This is a genomic window from Amycolatopsis sp. lyj-346 (assembly GCF_046548975.1).
In the GTDB taxonomy this organism is placed as follows: Bacteria; Actinomycetota; Actinomycetes; order Mycobacteriales; family Pseudonocardiaceae; genus Amycolatopsis.
Genome location: NZ_JAJPWT010000001.1, coordinates 1,215,919 through 1,238,830, shown reverse-complemented (window position 1 = coordinate 1,238,830; position 22,912 = coordinate 1,215,919). Strand labels below are relative to the sequence as shown.

At 69.5% G+C, this 22,912-nt stretch carries 21 protein-coding genes; 7 read left to right on the top strand and 14 right to left on the bottom strand.

Translation table 11 applies throughout. The features are described from left to right. Positions 1–63 precede the first annotated feature (63 nt). The 3 genes from ACLJQE_RS06040 to ACLJQE_RS06030 are packed head-to-tail and all read left to right on the top strand — an operon-like array spanning position 64 to position 2,747. Positions 64–1,017, top strand: coding sequence for an ABC transporter permease (locus ACLJQE_RS06040; RefSeq protein WP_410637962.1), 954 nt, complete (start codon positions 64–66; stop codon positions 1,015–1,017). 6 nt (positions 1,018–1,023) lie between these two features. Then, positions 1,024–1,839: an ABC transporter ATP-binding protein gene (locus tag ACLJQE_RS06035; RefSeq protein WP_410637961.1), complete on the top strand. Its 816-nt coding sequence runs from the start codon at positions 1,024–1,026 to the stop codon at positions 1,837–1,839. Next, a complete protein-coding gene (locus ACLJQE_RS06030; protein WP_410637960.1) occupies positions 1,839–2,747 on the top strand; it encodes a glycosyltransferase in 909 nt (302 codons plus the stop codon). Before ACLJQE_RS06035 ends, ACLJQE_RS06030 begins: the two co-directional genes overlap by 1 nt. A gap of 48 nt (positions 2,748–2,795) precedes the next feature. On the opposite strand, the gene ACLJQE_RS06025 is transcribed toward ACLJQE_RS06030, so the two are convergent. The 4 genes from ACLJQE_RS06025 to ACLJQE_RS06010 all read right to left on the bottom strand — a co-directional run bounded on the left by ACLJQE_RS06025 (position 2,796) and on the right by ACLJQE_RS06010 (position 6,206). Then, the gene (locus tag ACLJQE_RS06025) at positions 2,796–4,271 is read right to left on the bottom strand and encodes a hypothetical protein (protein ID WP_410637959.1); all 1,476 of its coding nucleotides are present in this window, start codon (positions 4,269–4,271) and stop codon (positions 2,796–2,798) included. 10 nt (positions 4,272–4,281) lie between these two features. Beyond that, a complete protein-coding gene (locus ACLJQE_RS06020) occupies positions 4,282–4,851 on the bottom strand; it encodes a DUF3558 family protein (RefSeq protein WP_410637958.1) in 570 nt (189 codons plus the stop codon). Between the two features lie 5 nt (positions 4,852–4,856). After that, positions 4,857–5,306, bottom strand: coding sequence for a hypothetical protein (locus ACLJQE_RS06015; RefSeq protein WP_410637957.1), 450 nt, complete (start codon positions 5,304–5,306; stop codon positions 4,857–4,859). Positions 5,307–5,435: 129 nt separating this feature from the next. Next, positions 5,436–6,206 (bottom strand): ESX secretion-associated protein EspG, encoded by a 771-nt coding sequence (locus tag ACLJQE_RS06010; RefSeq protein WP_410637956.1) that lies wholly within the window; start codon positions 6,204–6,206, stop codon positions 5,436–5,438. A gap of 174 nt (positions 6,207–6,380) precedes the next feature. Here ACLJQE_RS06010 and ACLJQE_RS06005 point away from each other — a divergent pair, with 174 nt between their 5' ends. Continuing rightward, complete coding sequence (locus ACLJQE_RS06005; protein WP_410637955.1) at positions 6,381–6,626, top strand: hypothetical protein; 246 nt, start codon at positions 6,381–6,383, stop codon at positions 6,624–6,626. Positions 6,627–6,676: 50 nt separating this feature from the next. Here ACLJQE_RS06005 and ACLJQE_RS06000 read toward each other — a convergent pair whose 3' ends face one another. After that, positions 6,677–8,596 (bottom strand): glycosyltransferase, encoded by a 1,920-nt coding sequence (locus tag ACLJQE_RS06000; RefSeq protein ID WP_410637954.1) that lies wholly within the window; start codon positions 8,594–8,596, stop codon positions 6,677–6,679. Positions 8,597–8,604: 8 nt separating this feature from the next. Beyond that, a complete protein-coding gene (locus ACLJQE_RS05995) occupies positions 8,605–9,072 on the bottom strand; it encodes a GtrA family protein (RefSeq protein WP_410637953.1) in 468 nt (155 codons plus the stop codon). 216 nt (positions 9,073–9,288) lie between these two features. Between ACLJQE_RS05995 and ACLJQE_RS05990 the strand changes: the two genes are divergently transcribed. Beyond that, entirely contained in the window at positions 9,289–10,623 is a 1,335-nt protein-coding gene (locus ACLJQE_RS05990) for an FAD-binding protein (protein ID WP_410638331.1), read from the top strand. Then, positions 10,620–11,375: a decaprenylphospho-beta-D-erythro-pentofuranosid-2-ulose 2-reductase gene (locus ACLJQE_RS05985; protein WP_410637952.1), complete on the top strand. Its 756-nt coding sequence runs from the start codon at positions 10,620–10,622 to the stop codon at positions 11,373–11,375. Before ACLJQE_RS05990 ends, ACLJQE_RS05985 begins: the two co-directional genes overlap by 4 nt. A gap of 38 nt (positions 11,376–11,413) precedes the next feature. Here ACLJQE_RS05985 and ACLJQE_RS05980 read toward each other — a convergent pair whose 3' ends face one another. The 7 genes from ACLJQE_RS05980 to glf form a co-directional block, all read right to left on the bottom strand. Beyond that, positions 11,414–14,065 (bottom strand): hypothetical protein, encoded by a 2,652-nt coding sequence (locus tag ACLJQE_RS05980; protein ID WP_410637951.1) that lies wholly within the window; start codon positions 14,063–14,065, stop codon positions 11,414–11,416. After that, positions 14,062–14,586, bottom strand: a complete 525-nt coding sequence (locus ACLJQE_RS05975) for a hypothetical protein (RefSeq protein WP_410637950.1) — start codon at positions 14,584–14,586, stop codon at positions 14,062–14,064. Before ACLJQE_RS05975 ends, ACLJQE_RS05980 begins: the two co-directional genes overlap by 4 nt. 121 nt (positions 14,587–14,707) lie before the next feature. After that, positions 14,708–16,222, bottom strand: a complete 1,515-nt coding sequence (locus ACLJQE_RS05970) for a hypothetical protein (RefSeq protein ID WP_410637949.1) — start codon at positions 16,220–16,222, stop codon at positions 14,708–14,710. 104 nt (positions 16,223–16,326) lie between these two features. Continuing rightward, positions 16,327–16,947: a hypothetical protein gene (locus tag ACLJQE_RS05965; protein WP_410637948.1), complete on the bottom strand. Its 621-nt coding sequence runs from the start codon at positions 16,945–16,947 to the stop codon at positions 16,327–16,329. Between the two features lie 107 nt (positions 16,948–17,054). Further along, positions 17,055–18,017, bottom strand: coding sequence for a decaprenyl-phosphate phosphoribosyltransferase (locus ACLJQE_RS05960; RefSeq protein WP_410637947.1), 963 nt, complete (start codon positions 18,015–18,017; stop codon positions 17,055–17,057). Then, positions 18,014–18,532, bottom strand: a complete 519-nt coding sequence (locus ACLJQE_RS05955) for a phosphatase PAP2 family protein (RefSeq protein ID WP_410637946.1) — start codon at positions 18,530–18,532, stop codon at positions 18,014–18,016. Before ACLJQE_RS05955 ends, ACLJQE_RS05960 begins: the two co-directional genes overlap by 4 nt. After that, the gene (gene glf / locus ACLJQE_RS05950; protein WP_410637945.1) at positions 18,525–19,748 is read right to left on the bottom strand and encodes a UDP-galactopyranose mutase; all 1,224 of its coding nucleotides are present in this window, start codon (positions 19,746–19,748) and stop codon (positions 18,525–18,527) included. Before glf ends, ACLJQE_RS05955 begins: the two co-directional genes overlap by 8 nt. A gap of 79 nt (positions 19,749–19,827) precedes the next feature. On the opposite strand from glf, the gene ACLJQE_RS05945 reads away from it, so the two are divergent. Further along, a complete protein-coding gene (locus ACLJQE_RS05945) occupies positions 19,828–21,837 on the top strand; it encodes a DUF6541 family protein (RefSeq protein WP_410637944.1) in 2,010 nt (669 codons plus the stop codon). 137 nt (positions 21,838–21,974) lie between these two features. On the opposite strand, the gene ACLJQE_RS05940 is transcribed toward ACLJQE_RS05945, so the two are convergent. Continuing rightward, complete coding sequence (locus tag ACLJQE_RS05940; RefSeq protein ID WP_410637943.1) at positions 21,975–22,856, bottom strand: LLM class flavin-dependent oxidoreductase; 882 nt, start codon at positions 22,854–22,856, stop codon at positions 21,975–21,977. Between the last annotated feature and the right edge of the window lie 56 nt (positions 22,857–22,912).

Genomic DNA, 22,912 nt, shown 5'->3' with positions numbered 1-22,912 from the left:
GCGAACGCCGGTTGCGGGCGGGGTGGCCAGGCCGGTGGCGGGCCCATCGGTACCCTCGTCCACGTGCATGCCACCAGCACGGTTCAGGCCGCAGACTCACCCGTGACGACGTCGGCTCCTCCGACGTCGGACAGCAAGACGTTCTCGCGTGCCTTCGCCGACATCAAGGCCGGTTTCCGCGCCCGCGAGCTGTGGGGTCACCTCGGCTGGCAGGACATCAAGCAGCGCTATCGCCGCTCGGTGATCGGGCCGTTCTGGATCACCATCAGCCAGGCCGTCATCGCGCTCGGGCTCGGGCTGCTGTACTCGCAGCTGTTCAACTCGCCGATCCAGGTGTTCCTGCCGTACCTCTCCACCGGGTTCATCCTGTGGGGCTTCATCAGCGGCTGCCTCTCCGAGGGCATGGAGACGTTCATCGCGAACGAGGGGCTCATCAAGCAGCTCCCGGCGCCGCTGAGCGTGTACATGCTGCGCACGGTGTGGCGGCAGTCGCTGCTGCTGGCGCACAACATGATCGTCTACGTCGTCGTACTGGTCATCTTCTTCAGCGCGCTCGACAACCCGTACTCGCTGGGGTCGAAGGACGGTCTGTGCCACCCCGACCTGTACTGCCACCCCGGCCTGAGCTGGAACATCCTGCTGGCCATCCCCGGCTTCTTCCTGCTCGCGCTGAACGCGGGCTGGGTGACGCTGCTGCTGGGCATCATCTCGACCCGCTTCCGCGACATCCCGCAGGTGATCAACTCGTTGATCCAGCTGCTGTTCTACGGCACGCCGATCGTCTGGCCGGTCGACCAGCTGATGAACGGCGGGACACGCGAGGGCATCTCCTGGGTGCTGCCGATCATCCAGGCGAACCCGCTCTACCACTTCATGCAGGTGGTCCGGGCGCCGCTGATCGGCCAGTCGTTCACCCTTGGCAACTGGATCGTGGTCGTCTCCATCACCATCGTCGGCTGGGCGCTCGCGCTCGTCGCGATGCGCAACTACCGTGCCCGCGTCTCCTACTGGGTGTGACACAAAATGGTCAGCATTGACGTCCAGAACGCCTACGTCGACTTCCCGATCTTCGACGCGAAGACCCGGTCGATGAAGAAGAAGGTCCTCGGCAAGGTCGGCGGCAAGATCGGCACCGACACCAAGGTGCCCATCATCGAGGCCCTGCACGACGTGACCCTGAACCTCCGCGAGGGCGACCGCGTCGGCCTGGTCGGGCACAACGGCGCGGGCAAGTCCACGCTGCTGCGGCTGCTCGCCGGGATCTACGAGCCGACCCGCGGTTCGTCGCGGATCGAGGGGAAGATCGCGCCGGTTTTCGACCTCGGTGTCGGCATGGACCCGGAGATCTCCGGCGAAGAGAACATCATCATCCGCGGCCTCTTCCTCGGGATGACGGCCAAGGAGATGGAGAAGCGCGTCGACGACATCGCGGAGTTCACCGAGCTCGGCGACTACCTGCAGATGCCGCTGCGGACGTACTCCACGGGCATGCGCGTGCGGCTGGCGCTGGGGGTCGTCACCTCGATCGACCCCGAGATCTTGATCCTCGACGAGGGCATCGGCGCGGTCGACGCGGCGTTCCTCAACAAGGCCCGCGACCGGCTCAAGGACCTGGTGAAGCGCTCCGGCATCCTGGTCTTCGCCAGCCACTCGGACGAGTTCCTGTTCGAGCTCTGCGACACCGCGCTCTGGATGGACGAGGGGCACCTCAAGCAGCAGGGTTCGCTGCGGGACGTCCTCACGTCGTACAAGGGGCGCGACCCCTTCGAGAACATGAGCCAGGAAACCTTGGAGCGCTTCGGCATCGAGCCGGTGGCGACGACGAACGGCGGGGAATGATGGCCAGCGAGACCCGGCAGCTGCCCGACGGCGCGGTCGTCGGCGTGGTCGTCACGCGGCACCGGCGCGAGCTGCTCGCGGACTCGCTGAAGGTCATCGCGGCCCAGACCCGGCCGGTCGACCACCTGGTGGTGGTGGACAACGGGCCGGACGACTCCGCGCGCGAAGTCGTCCAGAACTACCCGCTGCCGCACACGTACCTGCCGTCGCACCGGAACCTCGGCGGCGCCGGCGGGTTCGCGCTGGGCATGCTGCACGCGCTTTCGCTGGGCGCGGACTGGGTCTGGCTGGCCGACGACGACGGACGGCCGGCCGACGAGAACGTGCTCGCCATCCTGCTCGAGGAAGCCGAAAAGCGGGGTCTGGCGGAGATCTCGCCGGTGGTGTCGAACATCGACGCGCCGGACAAGCTGGCGTTCCCGCTGCGCCGTGGCCTGACCTGGAAGCGGTCGCAGGCCGAGCTGGGCGCGGACTTCCTGCCCGGCATCGCGTCCCTGATGAACGGCGCACTCTTCCGGGCGTCCACTTTGGACGTCGTCGGCGTGCCGGACCTGCGCCTGTTCTTCCGCGGCGACGAGGTGGAGCTGCACCGGCGGCTGGTCCGGTCGGGCCTGCCGTTCGGCACGTCGCTGAAGACGAAGTACCTGCACCCGGACGGCTCGGACGAGTTCAAGCCCATGCTGGGTGGCAAGTTCCACGCGCAGGACCCGGAAAACGAGGTCAAGCGGTACTACACCTACCGCAACCGCGGGTACCTGCTGTCGCAGCCGGGGATGCGGAAGATCGGCGCACTGGAGATCGTCCGGTTCGGACTGTACTTCGTGGGCGTGAAGCGCGACCCGAAGGCGTTCCTGCAGTGGCTGAAGCTGGTGCGGCAGGGCCGCGCCGAGAAGTTCTACCGCTACTGAGTTCCCGATGCGGAAAGGGCCCCTGCGAAGGGGCCCTTTCCGGGTGCCTTATTCGCCGATGACCGGCGGCGCGGTGCGCATGTCGGTGCCGAAGACCTCGTCGGGGTCACCCTCGACCAGGTACGTCGGGCGCGAGTGCTCGGTGTCCTCGTCGCCTTCGCCCTTCTGGCCGCGGCCCAGGCCACCGCCGGGCCCCATGGCCCCGCCGCGACCGGCGGCACCCGCGCCGAGGCCGCCCATCCCACGCCCCGCAGCCGCTTCGGCCGCACCGATCCCGCCCGGCCGGGCGGCACCCGAGGCGGCACCCGCGCCCGTCGCGTTGCCGGCCGCGCTCGAGCCGCCGGGGCCGAACCCGCCGCCACCGCGTCCGCTGCCGCTGCCGCCGACCTTGGAGTTGTAGGCCTCGTCGCCGCCGAAATTCATCCCGCCCATCGGCATCGGGCTCATCGGCGGCATCCCCCCGAACTGCTGGTTCGGGTTCGACGTCGACGCTGCCGGGACCGAGCTGGGCGTGAAGCCGGACGGCGTGGTCGTGCCTGCGGGCACGAACCCCGACCCGGTGGTCGAGCCGGGCCCGGAGAACTGCGGCGTCCCGGTGGTGCCGGGCACGAAGCCCTGGGCGTTGCCGCCGGGCATGTTCACCGAGTTGCCACCGGGCATGTTCACGCCGGACGGCGTGTTGATGCCGTCCTTGTCCCCGGTGCCGTTGGGGTCACCGCTGCTCCCACCGGTGCTGAAGCTCGGCGGCGGCGCGAAGGCGGGCTGCTTGGAGGCGGCCTCGTAGAGGTTCTTGTCGTACGTCGCCATGACGCCGGCGGCCTCGTCGTGCGCGGCCTGGCTGTCCTTCTGCTTCTGGAGCGACTGGTCGACGTTGTCGGCGAGGTTGAAGGGGTTGGACGTGGCCCAGCCCTTGAACTCGTCGGTCCAGCTGAACGGGATCGGGGCCGGCATGGAGTTCTTCGCCGTGGCGGCGGCCTGGCCCTGGTCGTAGATGGTCTCCGAGGCCAGCTTCGCGTTCTGCGAGTTGGCGTCGGACCACTTGCTGAGGCTGGTGAAGTACTGCTGCGCGTTCTCGGCCGCTTTGCCTTCCCAGGTGCCCTTGGAGGCGTTGACCGCGGTGTTCATCGACTGCGCGAACTTGTCGAAGACCTGGTGGACCTTGTGGTATGCCGTCGAGACGTCCGAGACCTGATCGACGTTGAGGTTGCTTTCCAGGAAGGCCTTGAGCTGCGTGTGGTCGTTGCCCTTGTAATCCGCGTTGGGCGCGTTCAGACCCTGGACGTACTCGACGTCACGGCCCGTGGTGGCTTCCTTGACGTTCTTGTCGCCCATCTGCTGGGCCTGGTTCTTCGCCTGGGCCTGCGCGATCCACGTCTGTACCGGCCCGAACAGCCAGCTGCTGGGGTCGACGCCTTCTTCGGCCTTCTGCTGCAGGTAGGCATCCCGCTGAGCCGGTGCCATGTCCTGGACTTCTTGGGGCGTCTTGTCCGCGGTCTTCGGCGTCGAGCCCTGTCGCGTGCTCATCTGGGTTCCCCTATCCCTTCGGCAGCCGCGGTTCGACAGCGGCCTTCGCGACCGTTTCGGCGATCTGGCAGGCCTCGTTCGATGAGCTGTCCAAGAGCACCGCCACGTCCACCCGCGACGAATCACCGACTGCCAGTCCGAGCGTGCATCCCACAGCGGCTGCGTCAGGTGCTTCCTTCGCACGCCGGCCGTTGATGTCCTTGTCGGCAACTCCGCCGCCGGTGTCCCTGACCTGGTCGACCGAAGCATCGTCGCGGACGTTCACACCGATCATCATGGTGGCGTCGCTGGCTGAGGCGATCTTCCTCTGGTACTTGCACGAGCGGGCACCGCCGAGCGTCTTGCTCTCAGGCTGGTTGAACTGGCCGTAGCTGCTCAAGTCGCCCATTTCGAGGAGCGAGCACGGATCGGTGATCGACTGAGTGCCGCCCCCGCCTGCAGACGACGAACTCTGTGTGGGCGCGCCGGACGCCGACGGAGCAGGCGACGCGGTTCCCGGCTGTGTGCTGGTGCAGCCCGCCAGGAGCGCCCCACCGGCCACGAGCGGGAGCACTGCACGAATGAGAAGAAGTTTTGTCATTTACCTCAGGCCTGACGGGTCTGGAGCGAAGAGAAGGCTTGACTCTCGGTTTCCTTGTACAAGCCCGCGGCCCTGGCGAGCGCTTCGTCGGCCTGTTTGGCGACCTCCCGGAGCTGACCCAGTACCGCTGTGGCCGAGCCTTCGGCTTCGGTGGCGCTCTTCTGGTCATGCGACGCGACGGTCTGCCCGTACGGGTGACTGCCGAGCTGAGGCGCCTGATCCAGCGCAAAAGTATCGAACTTGAGGTTGGTGAGGTCGTTGACCAGTTCGGTCAGCGCGTCCCGGATCGGCTTGACCCCTTCCGGGGTGATCTTGAAGCCGCCGCTCGCGGCGGCCGCGACCAGCTTGTCGGTCTCCGCCTTGACGGCCAGGACCGCTGCGCCCATGCTCGCCGTGGAGAGCGGGTTGACGATGTCCGAGATCGAGCCGCCGCCCCCGCCGTCAGCCAACTGCATCGCTGTTCACCCCGATATCGCTTCGCCCGTGCGTGTGCACCCGGAAGTCTACTAGCCGGGCACCCTGCGCAACTGCCGTTCGCCGATCTTCACCTCGGACGCACCGCGGGTGCGACCGGTTCCCCACCGTCAGAACTGGCCTTCGAGCTGGGCGTACAGCTGCTGGGCCAGCCGGGCGTTGTCGGCCGGGGCGTAGGTGATCCAGCGCTGGCCGTCGGCGGCCGCGCGGGAGGACATCAGCCAGCGGCCGCTGGGGGTGTCGAACCAGGCCAGCGGGGGCAACGTGCCGGTGCGGGTCTGGGCGGTGAACTGGCCCACCCGTGTCTTCGGCTCCTGGAAGACGCGCTCGATCATGCGGACCTGCGGGCCACCGGCACTGCCCGCGCTGTGGGACCGCGGGCCGGTGACGTTCGCGAACGGGTCGTACGCCTCGTCGCGACGCTGGTGGCGGGGCTGCTGGACCGGCCGCGAAATCGTCACCGACTGGCCGGGTGCCGCCGGCGTCAGCGGGAGCAGGTCGACGATCGCCGGCACGATGCCCGTCGGGCGGACCTCCTCGAAGACGATGAGGTTCTCGTCCTGGCGGGCGAGCACCGCGAACTGACCGTCGGACGCGACGCGCGCGAACAGGTGCCGGTCGCCCAGCTCGGCCGCCGCGCTGATGGTCACGCTGCCGCGGACGAACGTGACCAGAGCCAGCTCGGCGTCCGCGTCCAGGCGGCCGCGGCTCCACAGCCCGCGGCCGGTCAGGTCGCGGACGACGGCGTCGCGGATCATCGCGCGCTGCTCGACGGTCGTGCCGACGTGCGGGACCTCGAACGGCGTCGGCGCGCGGCCGAGCCCGAGCTGTTCCAGCAGGATGTCCACCGCTGCCAGCGACAGCGAGAACGAGTGAGGCATCGTGTCCGTCCCCCCGGGGTGCTTCCGGCCTTCGCCGAAAACGGTAGTCCACCGCTATGACATCCGGGGCTTCGCCCCAGGCCGGGGGCTCCGCCACCCGGAGCCCCCGAACGACAGCTCTGCCCTCAGCGAACCCGCTTGCCCGGCGAAGATCGGCGCTGGTCCGATGGACGCATGGCCGACCCGAAACCCGCCCTCGTCCTGCACCTCGCCACCGGCGGCGAACCGCTGCTGTTCGCGCTGACCACCGAAGAATCCGGAAAGCTGGCGGGCAAGCTCGCCCAGCTCGTCAAGGACGGCGCCGTCGAAACGGTGACGACCAAGGACGACAAGGTGGTCGCGGTCAACTTCGCCCACGTCGCCGCCGCCTACCTCGACGACCTCACCCGGAAGAGCACGGTGTTCGGCATGCACTCATGACGCGCGAAGGCCGCCTCACGACGAGCGTGAGACGGCCTTCGTGACGAACCTCAGAGCTTGTACAGGCGCTTCCAGTTCTCGCGCGAGGTGAGCTCGGGCATGGCGCGCTTGTACTGCTCCTGCACCGCCGCGCCCTCCTTGCGGAGCCGCTGGACGACCTTCGCACCCTGCTTGGCCAGCGCGAACATCTTCACCCGGTCGTAGGACCGGACGCGGACGCCTTCCTGGCTCGCGTCGGTGACCACCGCGGTGTCGAACAGGGCGATGTGCCACCAGTTGGCCTCGTCGATCGGCACCGCGCCGAGCCCGAAGCGGCTGCGGCCGAGCACCCGGTCGAGGATCCGCTTGATCAGCACCAGGCGCTGCATGCTGGGCCGCGGCGCGCTGTTGATGATGCCGATGTCGTTGGACGCGATACCCGGGACGTCGGTGGCCTTGTGGCGCTTGGTCTCCGGGTACTCGTCGCGGATGCGGCGGATCTCCTTCATCGCCTCGACCCCGCCGTCACGCAGGACCTCCGGGCCCTTCAGGAAGTCCTCGACGGCCTTGATCAGGGTCGCCGACAGGCCGTACTGCATGCCGAGCAGGTAGCGGACCAGCTGCGCGAGCAGCACCCGCGAGAGCAGGTTCAGGTTGAACGGCGAGTGCAGGGCCGCGGTGATGATCGAGTTGCGCAGGTTGAAGTACCGGTGCCACTCGTCCCAGTCCTTCATGTGGAAGTCCGCGTGCCACACGCCCGCACCCGGCAGGGTGACGGTCGGGAAGCCGTGCGCGCGGGCCCGGTAGGAGTACTCCGCGTCGTCCCACTGGAAGAAGAACGGCAGCGGGTAGCCGGTGGCCTGGACGACCTCGTACGGGATCAGGCACGACCACCAGCCGTTGTAACCGGCGTCGAGGCGGCGCTCCTGGCGGTTCGGCTTCAGCGTCTCCTCGTCCACGCCGAGCAGGTCGGCGGTGGACAGCGAGTGCTCGACCGGCTGGCCGGGCTCGAGCGTGTTGAGCCGGGCGTACTCGGCGCCGACGTGCAGCTGGTTCGGGTGGAACAGGTTGAGCATCTGCCCGCCGACGATGATCGGGTTGGCGGCGCGGTTCGAGAACGCCGTCATCCGGATCACCAGGTCTGGCTCGAGCAGGACGTCGTCGTCCATGAACAGGACGTTCGCGTGCTCGGTCGCGGTGTGCCCGGCCACCTCGAAGAGGCCGCGGGTGAAGCCGCCCGCGCCGCCGAGGTTCGGCTGCTTGATGTAGTGCAGCTTGTCGCCGAGGTCCTTGGCGGCCTGCTCGAAGCCGTCACGCGACTCGACGAGGTCGGTGCCCTGGTCGGCGACGTAGATCGCGTCCAGGGTCTCCAGGGAGGAGACGTCCGCGGCGAGGGCCTGGAGGTTCTTCAGGCAGTCGTCGGCGCGGTTCATCGTGCAGATGGTCACCGCGGTCGGGCGGATCTTCTCCGGAGCCTCGACCGTCCAGCGGACCTGCTCGACGCGCAGCGTCTGGCCGCCCTCGGTCTCGAGGTCGAGCCAGAGCGCGCCGCCGTCGTAGAACTTGTCCAGCTTCCCGGTCAGCGACACCTTCGCCTGCTTGGCGTCCTTGACCAGCTCGGCGGCCACGACGCGCGGCTCGCCTTCGACGTCCGAGGCACCCATCGACAGCTGGCCGGTGCCGGTGACGACCGCCTCGACCGAGACCTCGGTCACCGTCGTCCAGCGCTGCCAGTAGCTGGCCGGGAACCGGCCGAAGTACGTGTTGCCGGACACCTTGGAGGCGGGCTCGAGGGTGATCGACGCCCGTTCCCGCACGGCCGCACCCCACTCGAGCTCGGCGTACAGGTCCTTGCTGACGATCGGTGCCGGGCCGGCGTAGAGCCCGCGCTGCGCCGTCAGGCGGCCCTGCGGAGTGTGCTCGGTGAACCGCGTCTCGGCGGCCGCGCCGGCAGTGGTGGTCGGCGCCGGGGTTGCTGTTTTACCGGGCATGAGTGTCCTCAGTTCTCCTCAGTCGACGGCTCGCGGAACACGACCCACTTGAGCATCACGAAATTGATCACGGTGGCGGTGGCCTGCGACACGGCCCAGCACAGGGTGTGCTGCCAAGCGGACTCCGGCAGCACCTGCAGCATCAGCTGGTTCACCCCGACCGCGACGAAGAACGTCACGGTGTAGAGCAGGACGAACGAGCCGACCTGCGCCTTCCCGTCGCGGCGCCCGCCGGCGAAGGTGAACTTCCGGTTCAGGAAGAACGCCGTGGTGGTGCCCACGATGAAACTGATAGCGCGAGCGACGTCGACCCACGGTGAAGCGGCCATCCCGGCCGCCTGGGTCAGCAGCGTGTACGTGCCCAGGTCGACGAGGGCGCAGAAGCCCCCGATCAGGGCGAAGCGGATGAGCTGGCCCAAGAGTCCAGGGGAGGACTGAGCAGCCACTACGTCGGCTTGCGGATCGGTCGCCACCACTGCATTACCTCGATGCCTGAGTCATGGTCACCCGCGCGGGCGCTTGTGCCTTGATGCGCAAAGTGTAGAGATGAGCACTTCAGGGTCACGTTCCGGGCGTGGTTGGGCGTGGCTACCTCCATCCATGCCCCCGCCACCACCCTCAGCGGAGGCGCTTCGCGCCGCTGGTTTACTTGGTGGGTGACCCAAGCACCCAATACACAGCGTCGCACGCTCATGGGCTGGGCGCGGACCGCACCGACCACCGCCGACGTGCTGACCACCTCCGATGTCGAGGTGATCGCCCGAGCCGTGGCCCAGGCCGGTGAACGCGGCGTCATCGCCCGCGGCCTCGGCCGGTCCTACGGCGACCCGGCGCAGAACGCCGGCGGCCTCGTCGTCGACATGACCGCGCTGAACCGGATCCACTCGATCGACCCGGACACCGCGCTCGTCGACCTCGACGCCGGGGTCAGCCTCGACCAGCTGATGCGCGAAGCCCTGCCGTACGGCCTGTGGGTCCCGGTGCTGCCGGGCACGCGCCAGGTGACCATCGGCGGCGCGATCGCCAACGACATCCACGGCAAGAACCACCACAGCGCGGGCAGCTTCGGCAACCACGTCGTGTCGATGGACCTGATCACCGCCGACGGGCAGATCCGCACGCTGACGCCGGAGGGCCCGGACGCCGAGCTGTTCTGGGCGACTGTGGCCGGCATCGGCCTGACCGGCATCATCGTCCGGGCCAAGATCCGGATGACCAAGACCGAAACCGCGTACTTCATCGCGGACAACGACCGCACGAACAACCTCGACGAGACGCTCGAGCTGGTCACCAACGGCTCCGACGACAACTACACGTACTCGTCGGCGTGGTTCGACACGATCTCCACCGGCTCGAAGCTCGGCCGCGCCGCCTTCGGCCGCGGCTCGCTCGCCAAGCTGGACGAACTGCCGCCGAAGCTGCGGGCGAACCCGCTGAAGTTCGACGCCCCGCAGCTGGCGACGCTGCCGGACGTCTTCCCGAACGGCCTGGCCAACAAGCTCACCTTCGGCGCCATCGGCGAGCTGTACTACCGCAAGACGCCGAAGGCCGCCCGCGGCGTGATCCAGAACCTGACGGCCTTCTACCACCCGCTCGACATGTTCGGCGAGTGGAACCGGGCCTACGGCTCCAAGGGCTTCCTGCAGTACCAGTTCTCGACGCCGCTGAACGCGCACGAGCCGCTGCGCACCATCGTCCGGAAGATCGCCGAGTCGGGGCACGTGTCCTTCCTCAACGTCTTCAAGCGGATGGGCGAGGGCAACGCGGCGCCGCTGTCGTTCCCGCACCCGGGCTGGATGGTCTGCGTCGACTTCCCGATCAAGGACGGCCTGAGCCGGTTCTGCCAGGAGCTCGACGAAGACGTCCTGGAGCTGGGCGGCCGCCTGTACACCGCGAAGGACTCCCGCACCTCGCCGGAGACGTTCGCGAAGATGTACCCGCGGCTCGAAGAATGGCGCAAGGTACGCGCTTCCATCGACCCCGAAGGCGTTTTCGCCTCTGACATGAGCCGGAGGCTCGAACTGTGATCGACGCGGTGGGCAACCCCCAATCCCTGCTCCTGCTCGGCGGCACGTCCGACATCGCGCTGGCGATCGCCGAGAAGTACCTGGCCGAGAAGCCGCTGCGGGTCGTGCTGGCCGCCCGGCCGTCACCCCGCCTGGAGGCGGCCGCCCAGCGGCTGAAGGACCGCGGCGCCGAAGTGTCTACTGTGGACTTCGACGCCAAGGACACGGCTTCCCACCCCGGCGTGCTGGCCAAGGCGTTCGAGGGCGGCGACATCGACGTGGCGGTCGTGGCGTTCGGCCTGCTCGGCGACCCCGAAGAGGTCTGGCAGGACCACGCGAAGGCCGTCGAGCTGGCGACCGTGAACTACACGGCCGCGGTGTCGGTCGGCGTCGCGCTGTCGGAGAAGCTCAAGGCCCAGGGCCACGGCACGGTGATCGCGCTGTCGTCGGTGGCGGGCGAGCGCGTCCGCCGGTCCAACTTCGTCTACGGCTCGACCAAGGCCGGCTTCGACGGCTTCTACCTGGGCCTTGGCGAGGCGCTCGCGCCGTTCGGGGCGCGGGTCACGGTCGTGCGCCCCGGTCACGTCAAGACGAAGATGACCGAGGGCCTGAAGGACGCTCCCCTGGCGCAGACGGCCGAGCAGGTCGCGGAGATCGCCGTCGGCGCGGCCCGCGCGGGCAAGGACCTGGTGTGGGCGCCGGCGCCGTTCCGGTTCGTGATGTCGGCCCTGCGCCACGTCCCGCGGCCGATCTTCCGCAAGCTCCCGATCTGAGGCATCCACCGTCAGTCGGTGGACGCCTCAGCTGAACGTCACAGCGCGTTCAGTGCCTCGGTGATCTTCGGCTTCCACGGCCAGTTCCCGGCGCGGTCGGGGCACCTGAGCCCGAGTTCCCACAGCTCGCGTGCCCTCGCGACGTCACCGAGGCCGGCCATCGCCTGCCCGTAGTAGTACAAATCCCGGGAGAGCGCCTCGCGGTGCGACGGCGGGTCGGTCAGATCGCCGGCCAGCGCTTGGGCGAACAACTCGGCGGCCACCGCCCAGTGGCCGGCGGCCCACGCCGCCCGTGCCCGGAAGATCAGCACGAGATCGGCGCGGGCGTTCTGCTGGATCCACGGGTCGTCTTCGAGCACCTGAAGATGGGTCACGACCAGATCGAGATCGCCGGTCAGCAGTCCGAGGTCGGCCAGGTGGGCGTGCGTGTTCATCACCCAGCGGGAAGCGTTCGCCCCCTGTGCCTCTTCGCCGCCGAAGTGCTCCAATGCGGCCAAGTGCGCGGCCTTGTACTCTTCCGGCTCGACGACGTCACCCAGCAAGCCGTGCCGCAGGCCCACCAGCCGGGAGATGTACGCGCTGGTCAGGTCACCGGCTTCCTCGGCGGCTTCGGCTGATTCGGTGAACCAGGCCAGCGCCTGGTCGAGTCGGCCGTGCAGGGCCTCGAGGTAGGCGAGGTCGTAGAACAGTGAAGAACGTTGCCTCGCCGACGTGACGTGGTCGACGTCGGCGACATCCGCGATCGCCTGCGCGAGCAGCCGGTGCGCCGCGTCCAGATTGTCCGCACCGCCCAGCCGGCGCAGCCGTCCCGCCTCACCGTGGGAGAACGCGATCCGCGCGGCCGCGCGGTTCCTCGGATTCGGGATGGCGTGCTCGAGGTAGTCCGAGTCGCTCAGCCGGCGCAACACCGCCGCGTTGAGGTCGGCCACGTCGTGCCGGTGCTGGAGCATGGCGTGCAGGCTGCTCGCGAGGTCGGTACGGCCTTCGTTGATCAACCGGGCCAGCACGGCGGTGAGCCCCTCTTCCAGTTCGGGGGAACCGGACATGGCCACGTAGGCCGCCACGTAGTCACCCAGCATGTCGTCCACGCCGACCCGGTGGCTCTTGGCGATCCCGAAGGCCGGCGCGGCCAGCAGGTCGGTGAGCAGCTGCTCGGCCTTGCTGCGGGTGCGGGCCGAGCCGGCGGTCCGGATCGACGCAACGAGGTGCGAGGCCGTGTGGTTCAGGGCGTACGCGTCGTCGCACGTCGCCCAGGAGTCACCGTGTTCGGTGAGCAGTCGCTGGGCTAGGGCGAGGTGGCTTTCGTCGGCTTCCACATGCCAATCATCCAGGATCCGGTCCTCGTCCGCCGAGGTCAGGAACTCGGCCATGGTGACGTGGTGCAGCCGGACGGTCCGATTTTCCCCGGACAGGAATTGGGCCAGATCGTCGAGCGCCTCGCGTGCACAGGCGCGATCGCCGGTCAGATCCGCGAGCAGGAGCAGCGTCTTCAGCGGCAGCGGCGCCTGGGCGACAGCGAGAGCCTCCAGCAGCTTGCGGTGGACTCGTGCCCATACGTGAGTCCACCGGTCACCTTCGCGGCGCCTGACCGTGTCGCGGATCACCACGAGGAAGTACTCGTAGATACCGTCCAGCCCCGCGGGCAGCACGGAAAGCCGAGTGAGCGCCGCCACCCTTTCGGTGTCGCCGTCGCTCACCGCATCGCGAAGCCCGCTCGCCCACAGCGTCAGGTAAAGAAAGCTGCCTTCGGCGTGCTCGGAGATGCGCCGCGCGACCGCCTCCACGCCGACCCGGCGCACTTCGGGCAACTCGGCGATGCCCGGTGCCGAGACCACCGTTCGCGCGTACTTGAGCAGGTCGTCGCGCACTTCGGCGGCGGAAGGTTCGATCCGTTCCTCGCGCAATCGGTCCGCCTGTGCGAGCCGGAACCGCCGCAGCAGCTCGGTGTCCGGCCGCGCGGACACCACGACTCGCAGGTTCGCCGGAAGCTCGGGGCACTCGGCGAGCCATTCGAGGATGTCCGTCCGCCCCATGTCACGCCCTTGGTGGCGAAGCTCGTCCACAGAGTCGATGCACAGCACGACCATGGCCGTGGGGTCGCTGGCGGCCAGTCGGACGGCGGGCTCGATCAGGGCGAGCTGCTGCAGGTTGCCGACGTCGTTGAGCCGCGAATCCGCGACCATCCGCGCGATTTCGAATCCGACGACACTGCCTTCTGCAACCTCGACCTGCTGCGCCACCTGCACGGCCGTGTGCTGGAACGGCGAGATGTGCAGCAGGCCCACCCGGGCACCCACGACGCGGCCCGCCTCGGCCACCCGGCCGACGGCCTGGGTCACCTGGACGTCGAGGTCAACGCGCATCAGCTCCGGACGCAGCAACGCCAGCTGGTGCCCGACGCTCAGCAGCAACGACCACGCGTCGCCACTGGCCAGGGGATGGCTGCTGAGCCGCCGCAGGAAGTACCGCGGCGACAGGGCGTGGCGCTGGGTGAGCCACGCCAGCAGTGTGCTCTTGCCCGCCCCAGGGCCGCCGGAGACCAGCACGAACCGGCAGTCCGGGTCACGAAAGTGCCGCTCGATCCTCGCGGCCAGCCAGAAGCGTTCGACGAACCCCTGCTCGAGATACCGGGCGATGACCTTTTCGTACAGCAACTCGCCCCGGTTGAGCCGGGCCTGCTCGTCGGTCAATCGCCGATCCGGTCGAGGTCGACACCCACGGCGGTCCCGGAGACCTCGTCCGCCCGGACGGCGCCGCGCACGTGGGCGCTTCCGCCGACGACCCGTGCGCGGACACCTGCGACGTAGCCGGAAACCGTCGCGACGTCGACCGTGCCATCGACCACCGGGCCGGAGGCCGGGCGCTGCTCACCGCGGAAGGTGATGCGTTGGCGGTAAACGGCTTCCAGCAACCGCCGGACGGCATCGGTGGTCTCGAGCAACCGTTCGTCCTGGGTGCTGATGGGTTCGATGTCGTCGACGTAGTCCTGCAGCACCTTGCGCAGTTCACGCAGGGCGGGCTCGACCCGAGCCAGCACCGCGGGATCGGGGTCCAGCGGAGCCAGCTGCCCCTCCAGAGCCGGCACGTCCGATACCTCGGCCGCCTTCTCGCGACGGCGCTTGAGGAGCTCGGTTGCCTGGTTGTACACGAACTTGATGCCTTCGGTGAGCACCGTCGCCCCGAGCACGGAAAGCGTCAACGGATCCGCCATCGTTCGTTCCTCCCCACGTTCGACGGCACTCGTCCTACCGGTCTCTGTACGGGGGAGCAAGCTTTTTAGCCTGAACGGCCGCAGATCCACGGCGGCTGAACCCGACGACTGACGCTCAGCGTCACCTCACGGCGTGGGCGGGGACCAGGTAGAGGTTCTGGCTCCCCACCCACGGTGAGTCGATGTGCCAGCTCGCCAGTGCGGCGGCCGGCGGGGCGCGGCGGGTGGTCGCCAGGACCAGGTCCGGGCTGATCGGGGCGACGCTGTGGTCGAAGTTGTGGAAGTTGGCCTCCAGCAACGCCCGGCCGAGGTCGCCGCTGCGGCGCTTCGTCTCGGCGATCGCCGGGTCGACCGCGCCGCGGTCGGAGAACTCGTCGACCAGTTCGCAGTCGCAGGCGTACGCCAGCGCGCCGACCTCGCCCGCCGTCTCGACCTTGCGGCCGTGGGCGATCGCCGCCAGCTCGTGGCCGATTTCGCGGTACTCCGTCGTCGAAGCGTGGTTGCTCGTGATGGGCGCGAACTGGCGGGGCAGGCCCGGTAGCGCGTACACCGCGACGCTCGCCGCGAGGGCCGCGCCCGCCGCCGTCCACGTCGCGCGCCGCACGCGCTCCGGGACCGCGGACGCGCAGGCGGCGAGGAAGATCGTCGCGCCGATGATGCTCGGCGCGTAGTACCAGTGGTAGGGCGGCACGCCCAGCCGGCTGTAAGCCAGGTAGTGCAGGGCGCCCGCCACGGCGAGCGCGGCGAACGGCGTCAGGCGGCGGGCCGTCTCGGAGCCTCGGCGGTACTGGACGAGCCAGGCCACGCCGGCCAGTGCCGCCAGCAGCAGCGGCAGGAACGACAGCGTGGCCGCGGCCGGGAAGTTGCGCCAGTACAGCAGCGGGCCGTTGGTGAAGCTGAACGGTCCCCACGACTGCTGGCTGATCTTGATGACGAGCGTGTCCGGCACGGCCGAGCCGAGCACCACCCAGCTGAACCCGAACCAGGGCAGCGTGACGGCGAGCGCCGCGAAGGCCGTCTGCCAGATCCCGGTCCAGAACTCGCGGCGGGCGGCGAACAGCACCGCGGCGATCAGCAGCAGGTCGATCCGGACGAGCGCGAGCAGCCCGATCACCACGCCGAGGCGGCCCGCCCGGCGCTCCCCCGCGTAGACCAGCGTCCACACGACGCCGGTGGCACCGAGCGCCACTTCCAGGCCGATCGACGACAGCAGCAGCGGATTGACGAGCAGCAACGCGAACGTCAGCGGCGCGAACGCCGCCGGCAGGCCGGTGCGCTCGCCGAGGCGGCGCAGACCGAGCACGAGCAGCACCTGCGCGACGACGAACACGACACCGGCGGCCAGCACGGCGTCGCGCAGGACGAACGTGACCGCGGCGAGGGCCAGGACGTTCAGCGGCGACGTCGCGGTGTTCGCCGTCCCCTGTTCGATCAGGCCCCAGTGGCCGTGGAAGGCGAGGTTCTTCGCGTAGGACAGCGTGATGTAGGTGTCATCGATGAGATGACTGCTGACCAGGGCGAACACCAGCGCGGAGGCGGCCGCGGCGCCCACCGGCAAAGTCCACGAACGGGCGACGGGGATGGCCACCGGCAGCGCGCGGGCGGTTTTGGGGAGTTCTGCGGAGGCGCTTCGCATCCGGGTCACCGTACCCCGCTCGTGATGCTTCTGTGATCTGAGCGGGGTACGGGTGGCCTAGCCCACAGTGCCGAAGCGTCACTTTCCCTAGGAAAGATGCGCTTCTAGATGCCGGCGCCCGAGCCGGAATTGCCGGAATTGCCGAGATTGCCGTGGTTTCCCCCGCCGCCGCGGCCGGGGAAGCCACGGCCGTCGGGGCCCTGGTTCGGGCCGTCGTACTGGCGGTGGATGCCCGGTCGGCCGTCGCGGGGACCGTGGTGGGACGCCGCCGCGATGCCGCCGACGAGGCCGCCGCCGACCAGCAGACCGAGCACGCCGACGCCGACCAGCTGGGTGGCGCGGTGCCCGACGAACCGCCGGAAGCCGCCGGACGGCCGCGCGGCGGCCGGGGGCGGGCCCCAGGCACCATAGGGCTGGCCGGGGCCGGGAGGCGGGCCGGGAGGCGGCTGGCCAGGGCCGGGCGGCGGCTGGCCGTGGACGGCGGTTTGGTCGCCCGGGGCGGCACCGGTCGCCGGGTCAGGCGCGGACTGCCCGGGCGCCGCGGGCTCGGCCGGGGCACTTTCACGTGAAAGTGCCGGGTCGGAGACGGAGCTTTCACGTGAAAGCTCCGTCTCGGCGGGCGGGGTTTCGGGTGCCGCCGTTGGCTGGTTGGCCGCTGCCGGGTGCTCGACAGTCGGCTGCTCGGCCCGGTCCGGGGCCTTCTCCTCGCGCGGCTGGTCGTTCATGATCGCTCCTGGGGTCACGGGGACGGGCGCAGTGCCCGCCCCCACCACCTCAGGGTGCGTCGCTCAGCTGTGCGTGACCTGAAGCGAAGCTGTCGATCCGCAATGAGTCACAGGTAGAACGACAGGGACAGCGTGATCACCCAGGTCGCGCCCAGCACCTGCAGGATGCGGTCCTTGAGCGCGATCTCCTCGGGCTCGCCCGCGATGCCGCCGTCGACGTCGACCGCGTAGCGCAGGACCGCCACCAGGAACGGGACCATCGAGATGAGCGCCCACACCGAGTTGTGCTCGGTCTGGCGGATCTCGAACGCCCACAGGCAGTACGACATGATCAGGATCGCCGCCGACGTCGCCCAGACGAACCGCAGGTAGCTGGCCGAATACTTCTTCAGCGACGAGCGGATCTTCGCGCCGGTGCGCTCGAAGAGCATGATCTCCGCGTAGCGCTTCCCCGCCACCATGAACAGCGAGCCGAACGCCGTGACCAGCAGGAACCACTGCGAAAGGGCGATGCCGCCCGCGACGCCGCCGGCGATCGAGCGCATCAGGAAGCCCGAGCCGACGATGGCCAGGTCGACCACCGGCTGGTGCTTCAGGCCGAAGCAGTAGCCGAGCTGGACGGCTTCGTAGACGCCCAGCACCACGGCGAGCTGCCAGCTCGCCGCGAACGACACGCCGAGGCCGGCCAGGAAGAACACGACCGCGGCCCCGTACGCGACGGGGACCGGCACGATGCCGGCCGCGATCGGCCGGTTGCGCTTGGTCGGGTGGGCCCGGTCGGCCTCGACGTCGATGGCGTCGTTGATGAGGTAGACCGAGCTCGCCACCAGGGAGAAGGCCACGAAGGCGACGATCGCGTCGAGCAGGAGGCCCGTCCGGTCGGTCGACTTCGAGAACGCGAAGAACGGGGCCGCGAAGACCAGGACGTTCTTCACCCACTGCCGCGGCCGCGCCGTCTTGATGACGCCGCCGACCAGGCCGAACCGCCCGCGCGCCGGGGTCTCCGGAGTCGCTGGGGCCTCAGCAGTCACGGCCGCTTCGTCGCTGTTGCGCTCGGTCGTCTCGCTCATCGGTTCTTATTCAGCTTCCGTCGTATCAGACCACCGACGAGCCCCCCGAGAGCTGCACCGGCCAAAACGTCTGTCGGATAGTGAACGCCGAGCACGAGCCTCGAGGCCAGCATCGGCGGTACCAGGGCGGGCACCAGGTTACGCCCGGTCAATCCGGAGTAGAGCACCGCCGCCGCCGTAGTGGACGTCGCGTGCGACGACGGGAAGCTCAGCTTGCTCGGCGTGCCGACCAGTACCTCGACGCTGGGGTGGTCCGGCCGGGGCCGCCTGACCACGCGTTTCACCGCGATGGATGCGGCGTGCGCACCGACGACCCCCACCGAGGCGACCAGCCAGTCCTTGCGCCGCTTCTTGTCGACGACGGCGCCGAGAAGCCCCAGGCCGAACCAGCCGAGCGCGTGCTCGCCGAAGTGCGACATGCCGCGCGCAGCCTTCACCGAAGGTTCACTCTTCAGAATGCCCTGCGCCTTCGCCAGGACCGCGACCTCGCCCACCGGGCTGCCCTTCTCAAGCATCGAGGGACCCGTCGAGCGGCGCGCCGTCGGTCAGGTGCGGGGCGATCTTGTTGTCGAACGCCGACAGCGCCGACCCGATGGCCATGTGCATGTCGAGGTACTTGTACGTGCCGAGCCGGCCGCCGAACAGCACGTTCTTCTCGCGGGCTTCGGCCTTGGCCAGCTCGCGGTAGGCCTCGAGCTTCTCGCGGTTCTCCGGCGTGTTGATCGGGTAGTACGGCTCGTCGTCCTCGCCCGCGAAGCGCGAGTACTCGCGGAAGATGACCGTCTTGTCCTTGGGGTAGTCCCGCTCCGGGTGGAAGTGCCGGAACTCGATGATCCGGGTGTAGGGGACTTCCTGGTCGTTGTAGTTGACGACGGAGGTGCCCTGGAAGTCACCGGTCTCCGCGACCTCGGACTCGAAGTCGACGGTGCGCCAGGTGAACCGGCCCGCCGAGTAGCCGAAGTAGCGGTCCAGCGGCCCGGTGTAGACGGTCGGGGTGCCGGCCGGGATGTGCTCGCGGACGTCGAAGTAGTCGACGTTCAGCCGGATCTCGATGTTCTCGTGCTCGGCCATCTTCTCGAGCCACGCGGTGTACCCGTTGACGGGCAGGCCCTCGTAGGTGTCGTTGAAGTACCGGTTGTCGAACGTGTAGCGGACCGGCAGGCGCGTGATGATGTTCGCGCCCAGGTTCTTGGGGTCGTTCTCCCACTGCTTCGCGGTGTAACCGCGGATGAACGCCTCGTAGAGGGGACGGCCGACCAGCGAGATGGCCTTCTCCTCGAGGTTCTCCGCCGCGTTGGTGTCGAACTCCGACGCCTGCTTCGCGATCAGCTCGCGCGCCTCGTCCGGGGTGTGCGACTTGCCGAAGAACTGGTTGATCAGGGCCAGGTTCATCGGGAACGAGTAGACCTGGTCCTTCACCCGCGCGAACACCCGGTGCTGGTAGTTCGTGAACTCGGTGAACCGGTTGACGTACTCCCAGACGCGCTTGTTCGAGGTGTGGAACAGGTGCGCTCCGTACTTGTGCACCTCGATCCCGGTCTCCGGGTCGGGCTCCGAGTACGCGTTGCCGCCGAGGTGGCTGCGCCGCTCGAGGACGAGGACCTTCTTGCCCAGCTCGGCCGCGGCCCGTTCGGCGACGGTCAGGCCGAAGAAACCGGACCCGACGACGACGAGGTCGTAACCTGCGAAATCGTCTTCAGTAATCTTGGCGGGGTTCGTGTGCGCGCTCACGGGCGTCGAGGGTACGGGGGTCGCTGACCCGGCCCGCACCCGACTATCACATTTCGGCCCACAACACACCTGGAAAGCCGTGCCTGCACCCGAGGACTTCTGGAGCTACTTCAGCGCGGTGGCCACCTATCTGGCCGTGCTGGCGGTTCCCGGCGGGGTCGTCGGGTGGGCCGCCGGCCTGCGCGGCTGGGCCCTGGCCGGGCTCGCGCCGCTGCTCAGCTACGCCATCACCGGCCTGGCCGGGCCGTGGCTGGCCATCGCGCACATCCCGTACGGCTCGCTCAGCGTCGCCGCGGTCACCCTGCTGCTCGCCGCCGTGCTCTACGGGCTGCGCCGCCTGGCCACCGCGCGGGGCTGGCTCACGCCGGGCGCCGAAGAGCCGCGGCTGCCGTGGACGCGCCGGGCGCACTGGGCCGTCGGCGCGTGCGTCGCGATCGCCGTCGCCGTGTCGATCGCCGTGGTGGTGACGGGCCGCGGCGGGACGACCGCGGTGTTCCAGCGCTGGGACACCGTGTTCCACGCGAACGGCATCCGCTACATCGCCGAGACCGGCGACGGCTCCCTGACCGGCATGGGCACCATCAACTGGTACCCGGACGGCTCCTTCTACCCGAACGCCTACCACCTGGCCGGTGCCCTGGTCTACGAGCTGTCCGGGGCCTCGATCCCGGTCACGCTCAACGCCGTGACGATGCCGATCGCCGGGCTGTTCGCGCTGGCCATGGCCGCCTTGGTGCGCCAGCTCGGCGGCCGCGCGGTGTTCGCCGGCAGTGCCGCGCTGGTCGCGGGCGGCGCGACGACCGGGGCGTACGAGTCGGTGTCGAGCGGGCTGCTGCCGTTCGCGCTCGGCATCGTCCTGACGCCGCTGGCGGTGATCGCGCTGCAGCGGTTCGTCGTGCGGCCGGGCGTGGACACCGGCGCGGTGCTCGCGCTGAGCGCGACCGGCCTGCTCGCCGCGCACTCGAGCGCGTTGTTCGGGGCGATCCTGTTCGCGTTCCCGCTGGTGGTGCAGCGCTGGTACCGGGCGCTGCGCGGCCGCCGCGTCGACGGCGTTCCCGAGGGCAGGCGCGCTTGGCGGGTCGTCGGCGGCGACGTCCTGCGGATGCTGCCGGTGATGATGGTGGCCGGGCTGCTGGCCGCGCCGATGATCCTCGGCGCGATCGGCTTCACGTCCGGCTCGTACCCGTACCACGCCTGGGGCTCGCACATGCCGGTGTGGAAGGCCCTCGCCATGCTGGCGACGTTCAAGCAGGTGCTGCCGGTGCCGCAGATCTGGCTGACGGTGTTCCTCGCCCTCGGCGTGTTCACGCTGGCGCGGCTGCGGCGGATGCGCTGGCTGGTGCTCTCGGCGCTCGGGCTGTCGGCGTTGTTCGTGGTCGTCGCCTGCTTCGGCGGCGAAGACTGGGTGATCAGCCTGTCGCGGCCCTGGTGGAACGACCGGTTCCGGCTGATGGCGCTGGCGTCGATCCCGCTGTGCCTGCTCGCCGCGCACGGCATGAGCGAGACCCAGCAGTGGCTGGCGAAGCTGGCGAGCGGCCGCGCGTGGGTGCGGGCGCGGCCGTGGCTGACCGGCCGCGTCGGGCTCGCGACGGCGGCGCTGCTGGTCATCGCGATGGGCGTGCTGACCGGCGGGTTCTACCGCGCGGCCAACGCCAAGACCGTGTCGCTGCTCTACTACAACGGCCTGCCCGGCGAGGTGGTCCCGCCGGTCAGCCAGGACGAGATCGACGCGATGGACCGGCTCGGCACGCTCGGCATCCCCGCCGGCCAGAAGGTGCTCAACGACCGGCTCGACGGCACGGCCTGGATGTACGCCCTGACCGGCGTGCACCCGGTCGCCGGCCACTACGACGCCGGCGTGGCCCCGCCGGACGCGCTCTACCTGGCCCAGCACTTCGCCGACTACGACAGCGACCCGCAGGTGCGCGCGGCCGTGCACCGGCTGAACATCCACTACGTGCTGGTGGGCAGCGGCACCATCCGCCGGGACACGCCCATCGCGCGGGGCCTGCAGCACCTGGACGGGCACGACTTCCTGCAGGTCGTCTACCGGAACCCGGGCGCGGTCATCTACCGGATCGTGAAGTAGAACGCCCTCGTGACCGCGGCTCCCCTCCGCGGCCACGAGGGCCCCCGCACCCCCGGGGTGATTTCGGACGTCTGCAAGTACCGACGCCTGCGGAGCGGCAATCGGTTTCCCGAACACCCCGAAGTCACCCGTTCGGACTAGTGCAGCTCCGGCAGGACGTCGCTCGCGACCTGCTCCAGGACGGCTTCCCGGCCCTCGTAGGGCGACGACGACCGCGGCCAGTGCGAGATGACGTCGGTGAAACCGAGCTCCTGCGCCCGGCCCACCGCGTCGCGGAACGCCTCCACGCTGCTCAGCGAAAACACCGGTGACGCGTCCAGGCTGAGGTGCCGCTGGATGCTCGCCCGGTCCCGGCCCGCCGCGTCCAGCCGCTGGTCGAAGACCTTGGTCAGGTCCGCCACCCGGCGCCACCACTCGTCGGCGGTCTCGCCGCCCTTGCCGGTCGTCACCCAGCCCGCGCCGAAGCGCGCCGCCAGCGTCATCGTGCGCGGGCCGTTCGCCGCGACGACGAACGGCAGCCGCGGGCGCTGGACCGGGCCGGGCAGGTTGCGGGCCTCGCGGGCCCGGTAGTACTCGCCGTCGAAGTCGAACTTGTCGGTCATGAGCAGCCCGTCGAGCGCCTCGACGAACTCGGTCAAGCGGTCCACGCGCTGCTTGGGCGTCAACTCGGGGGCGCCGAGCACCGCGCCGTCGTAGTGGAGGTGGTCGACGCCCGCGCCGACGCCGAGGACGAGCCGACCGTCCGAGACGTCGTCGAGGGTGTTCAGCTCACGCATGAACGGCACGGGGTGGCGGGCGACCGGGGACGCCACGAACGTGCCGAGCCGGATGCGGGACGTCACCATCGCCGCCGCGGTCAGGGTCGGGATCGCGGAGAACCACGGCCCGTCGACCAGGTTGCGCCAGCCCAGGTGGTCGTACGTCCACGCGTGGTCGAAGCCGTACTCCTCGGCGGCTCGCCACTTCGGCTCGGCAGCCCACCAACGATCTTCAGGGAGAATCACGATGCCAACTCGCACAATGCCGGACGTTATCCGCTACCACCGACAGTCGCACGGACGGGCAGGGCTTCCCC

Bases quoted from the DNA above. Each gene is read 5' to 3' on its own strand.
- ACLJQE_RS06035 (WP_410637961.1), top strand. From the start codon at position 1,024: ATGGTCAGCATTGACGTCCAGAACGCCTACGTCGACTTCCCGATCTTC.
- ACLJQE_RS06030 (WP_410637960.1), top strand. From the start codon at position 1,839: ATGGCCAGCGAGACCCGGCAGCTGCCCGACGGCGCGGTCGTCGGCGTG.
- ACLJQE_RS06025 (WP_410637959.1), bottom strand. From the start codon at position 4,271: ATGAGCACGCGACAGGGCTCGACGCCGAAGACCGCGGACAAGACGCCC.
- ACLJQE_RS06020 (WP_410637958.1), bottom strand. From the start codon at position 4,851: ATGACAAAACTTCTTCTCATTCGTGCAGTGCTCCCGCTCGTGGCCGGT.
- ACLJQE_RS06015 (WP_410637957.1), bottom strand. From the start codon at position 5,306: ATGCAGTTGGCTGACGGCGGGGGCGGCGGCTCGATCTCGGACATCGTC.
- ACLJQE_RS06010 (WP_410637956.1), bottom strand. From the start codon at position 6,206: ATGCCTCACTCGTTCTCGCTGTCGCTGGCAGCGGTGGACATCCTGCTG.
- ACLJQE_RS06005 (WP_410637955.1), top strand. From the start codon at position 6,381: ATGGCCGACCCGAAACCCGCCCTCGTCCTGCACCTCGCCACCGGCGGC.
- ACLJQE_RS06000 (WP_410637954.1), bottom strand. From the start codon at position 8,596: ATGCCCGGTAAAACAGCAACCCCGGCGCCGACCACCACTGCCGGCGCG.
- ACLJQE_RS05990 (WP_410638331.1), top strand. From the start codon at position 9,289: ATGGGCTGGGCGCGGACCGCACCGACCACCGCCGACGTGCTGACCACC.
- ACLJQE_RS05975 (WP_410637950.1), bottom strand. From the start codon at position 14,586: ATGGCGGATCCGTTGACGCTTTCCGTGCTCGGGGCGACGGTGCTCACC.
- ACLJQE_RS05970 (WP_410637949.1), bottom strand. From the start codon at position 16,222: ATGCGAAGCGCCTCCGCAGAACTCCCCAAAACCGCCCGCGCGCTGCCG.
- ACLJQE_RS05965 (WP_410637948.1), bottom strand. From the start codon at position 16,947: ATGAACGACCAGCCGCGCGAGGAGAAGGCCCCGGACCGGGCCGAGCAG.
- ACLJQE_RS05960 (WP_410637947.1), bottom strand. From the start codon at position 18,017: ATGAGCGAGACGACCGAGCGCAACAGCGACGAAGCGGCCGTGACTGCT.
- ACLJQE_RS05955 (WP_410637946.1), bottom strand. From the start codon at position 18,532: ATGCTTGAGAAGGGCAGCCCGGTGGGCGAGGTCGCGGTCCTGGCGAAG.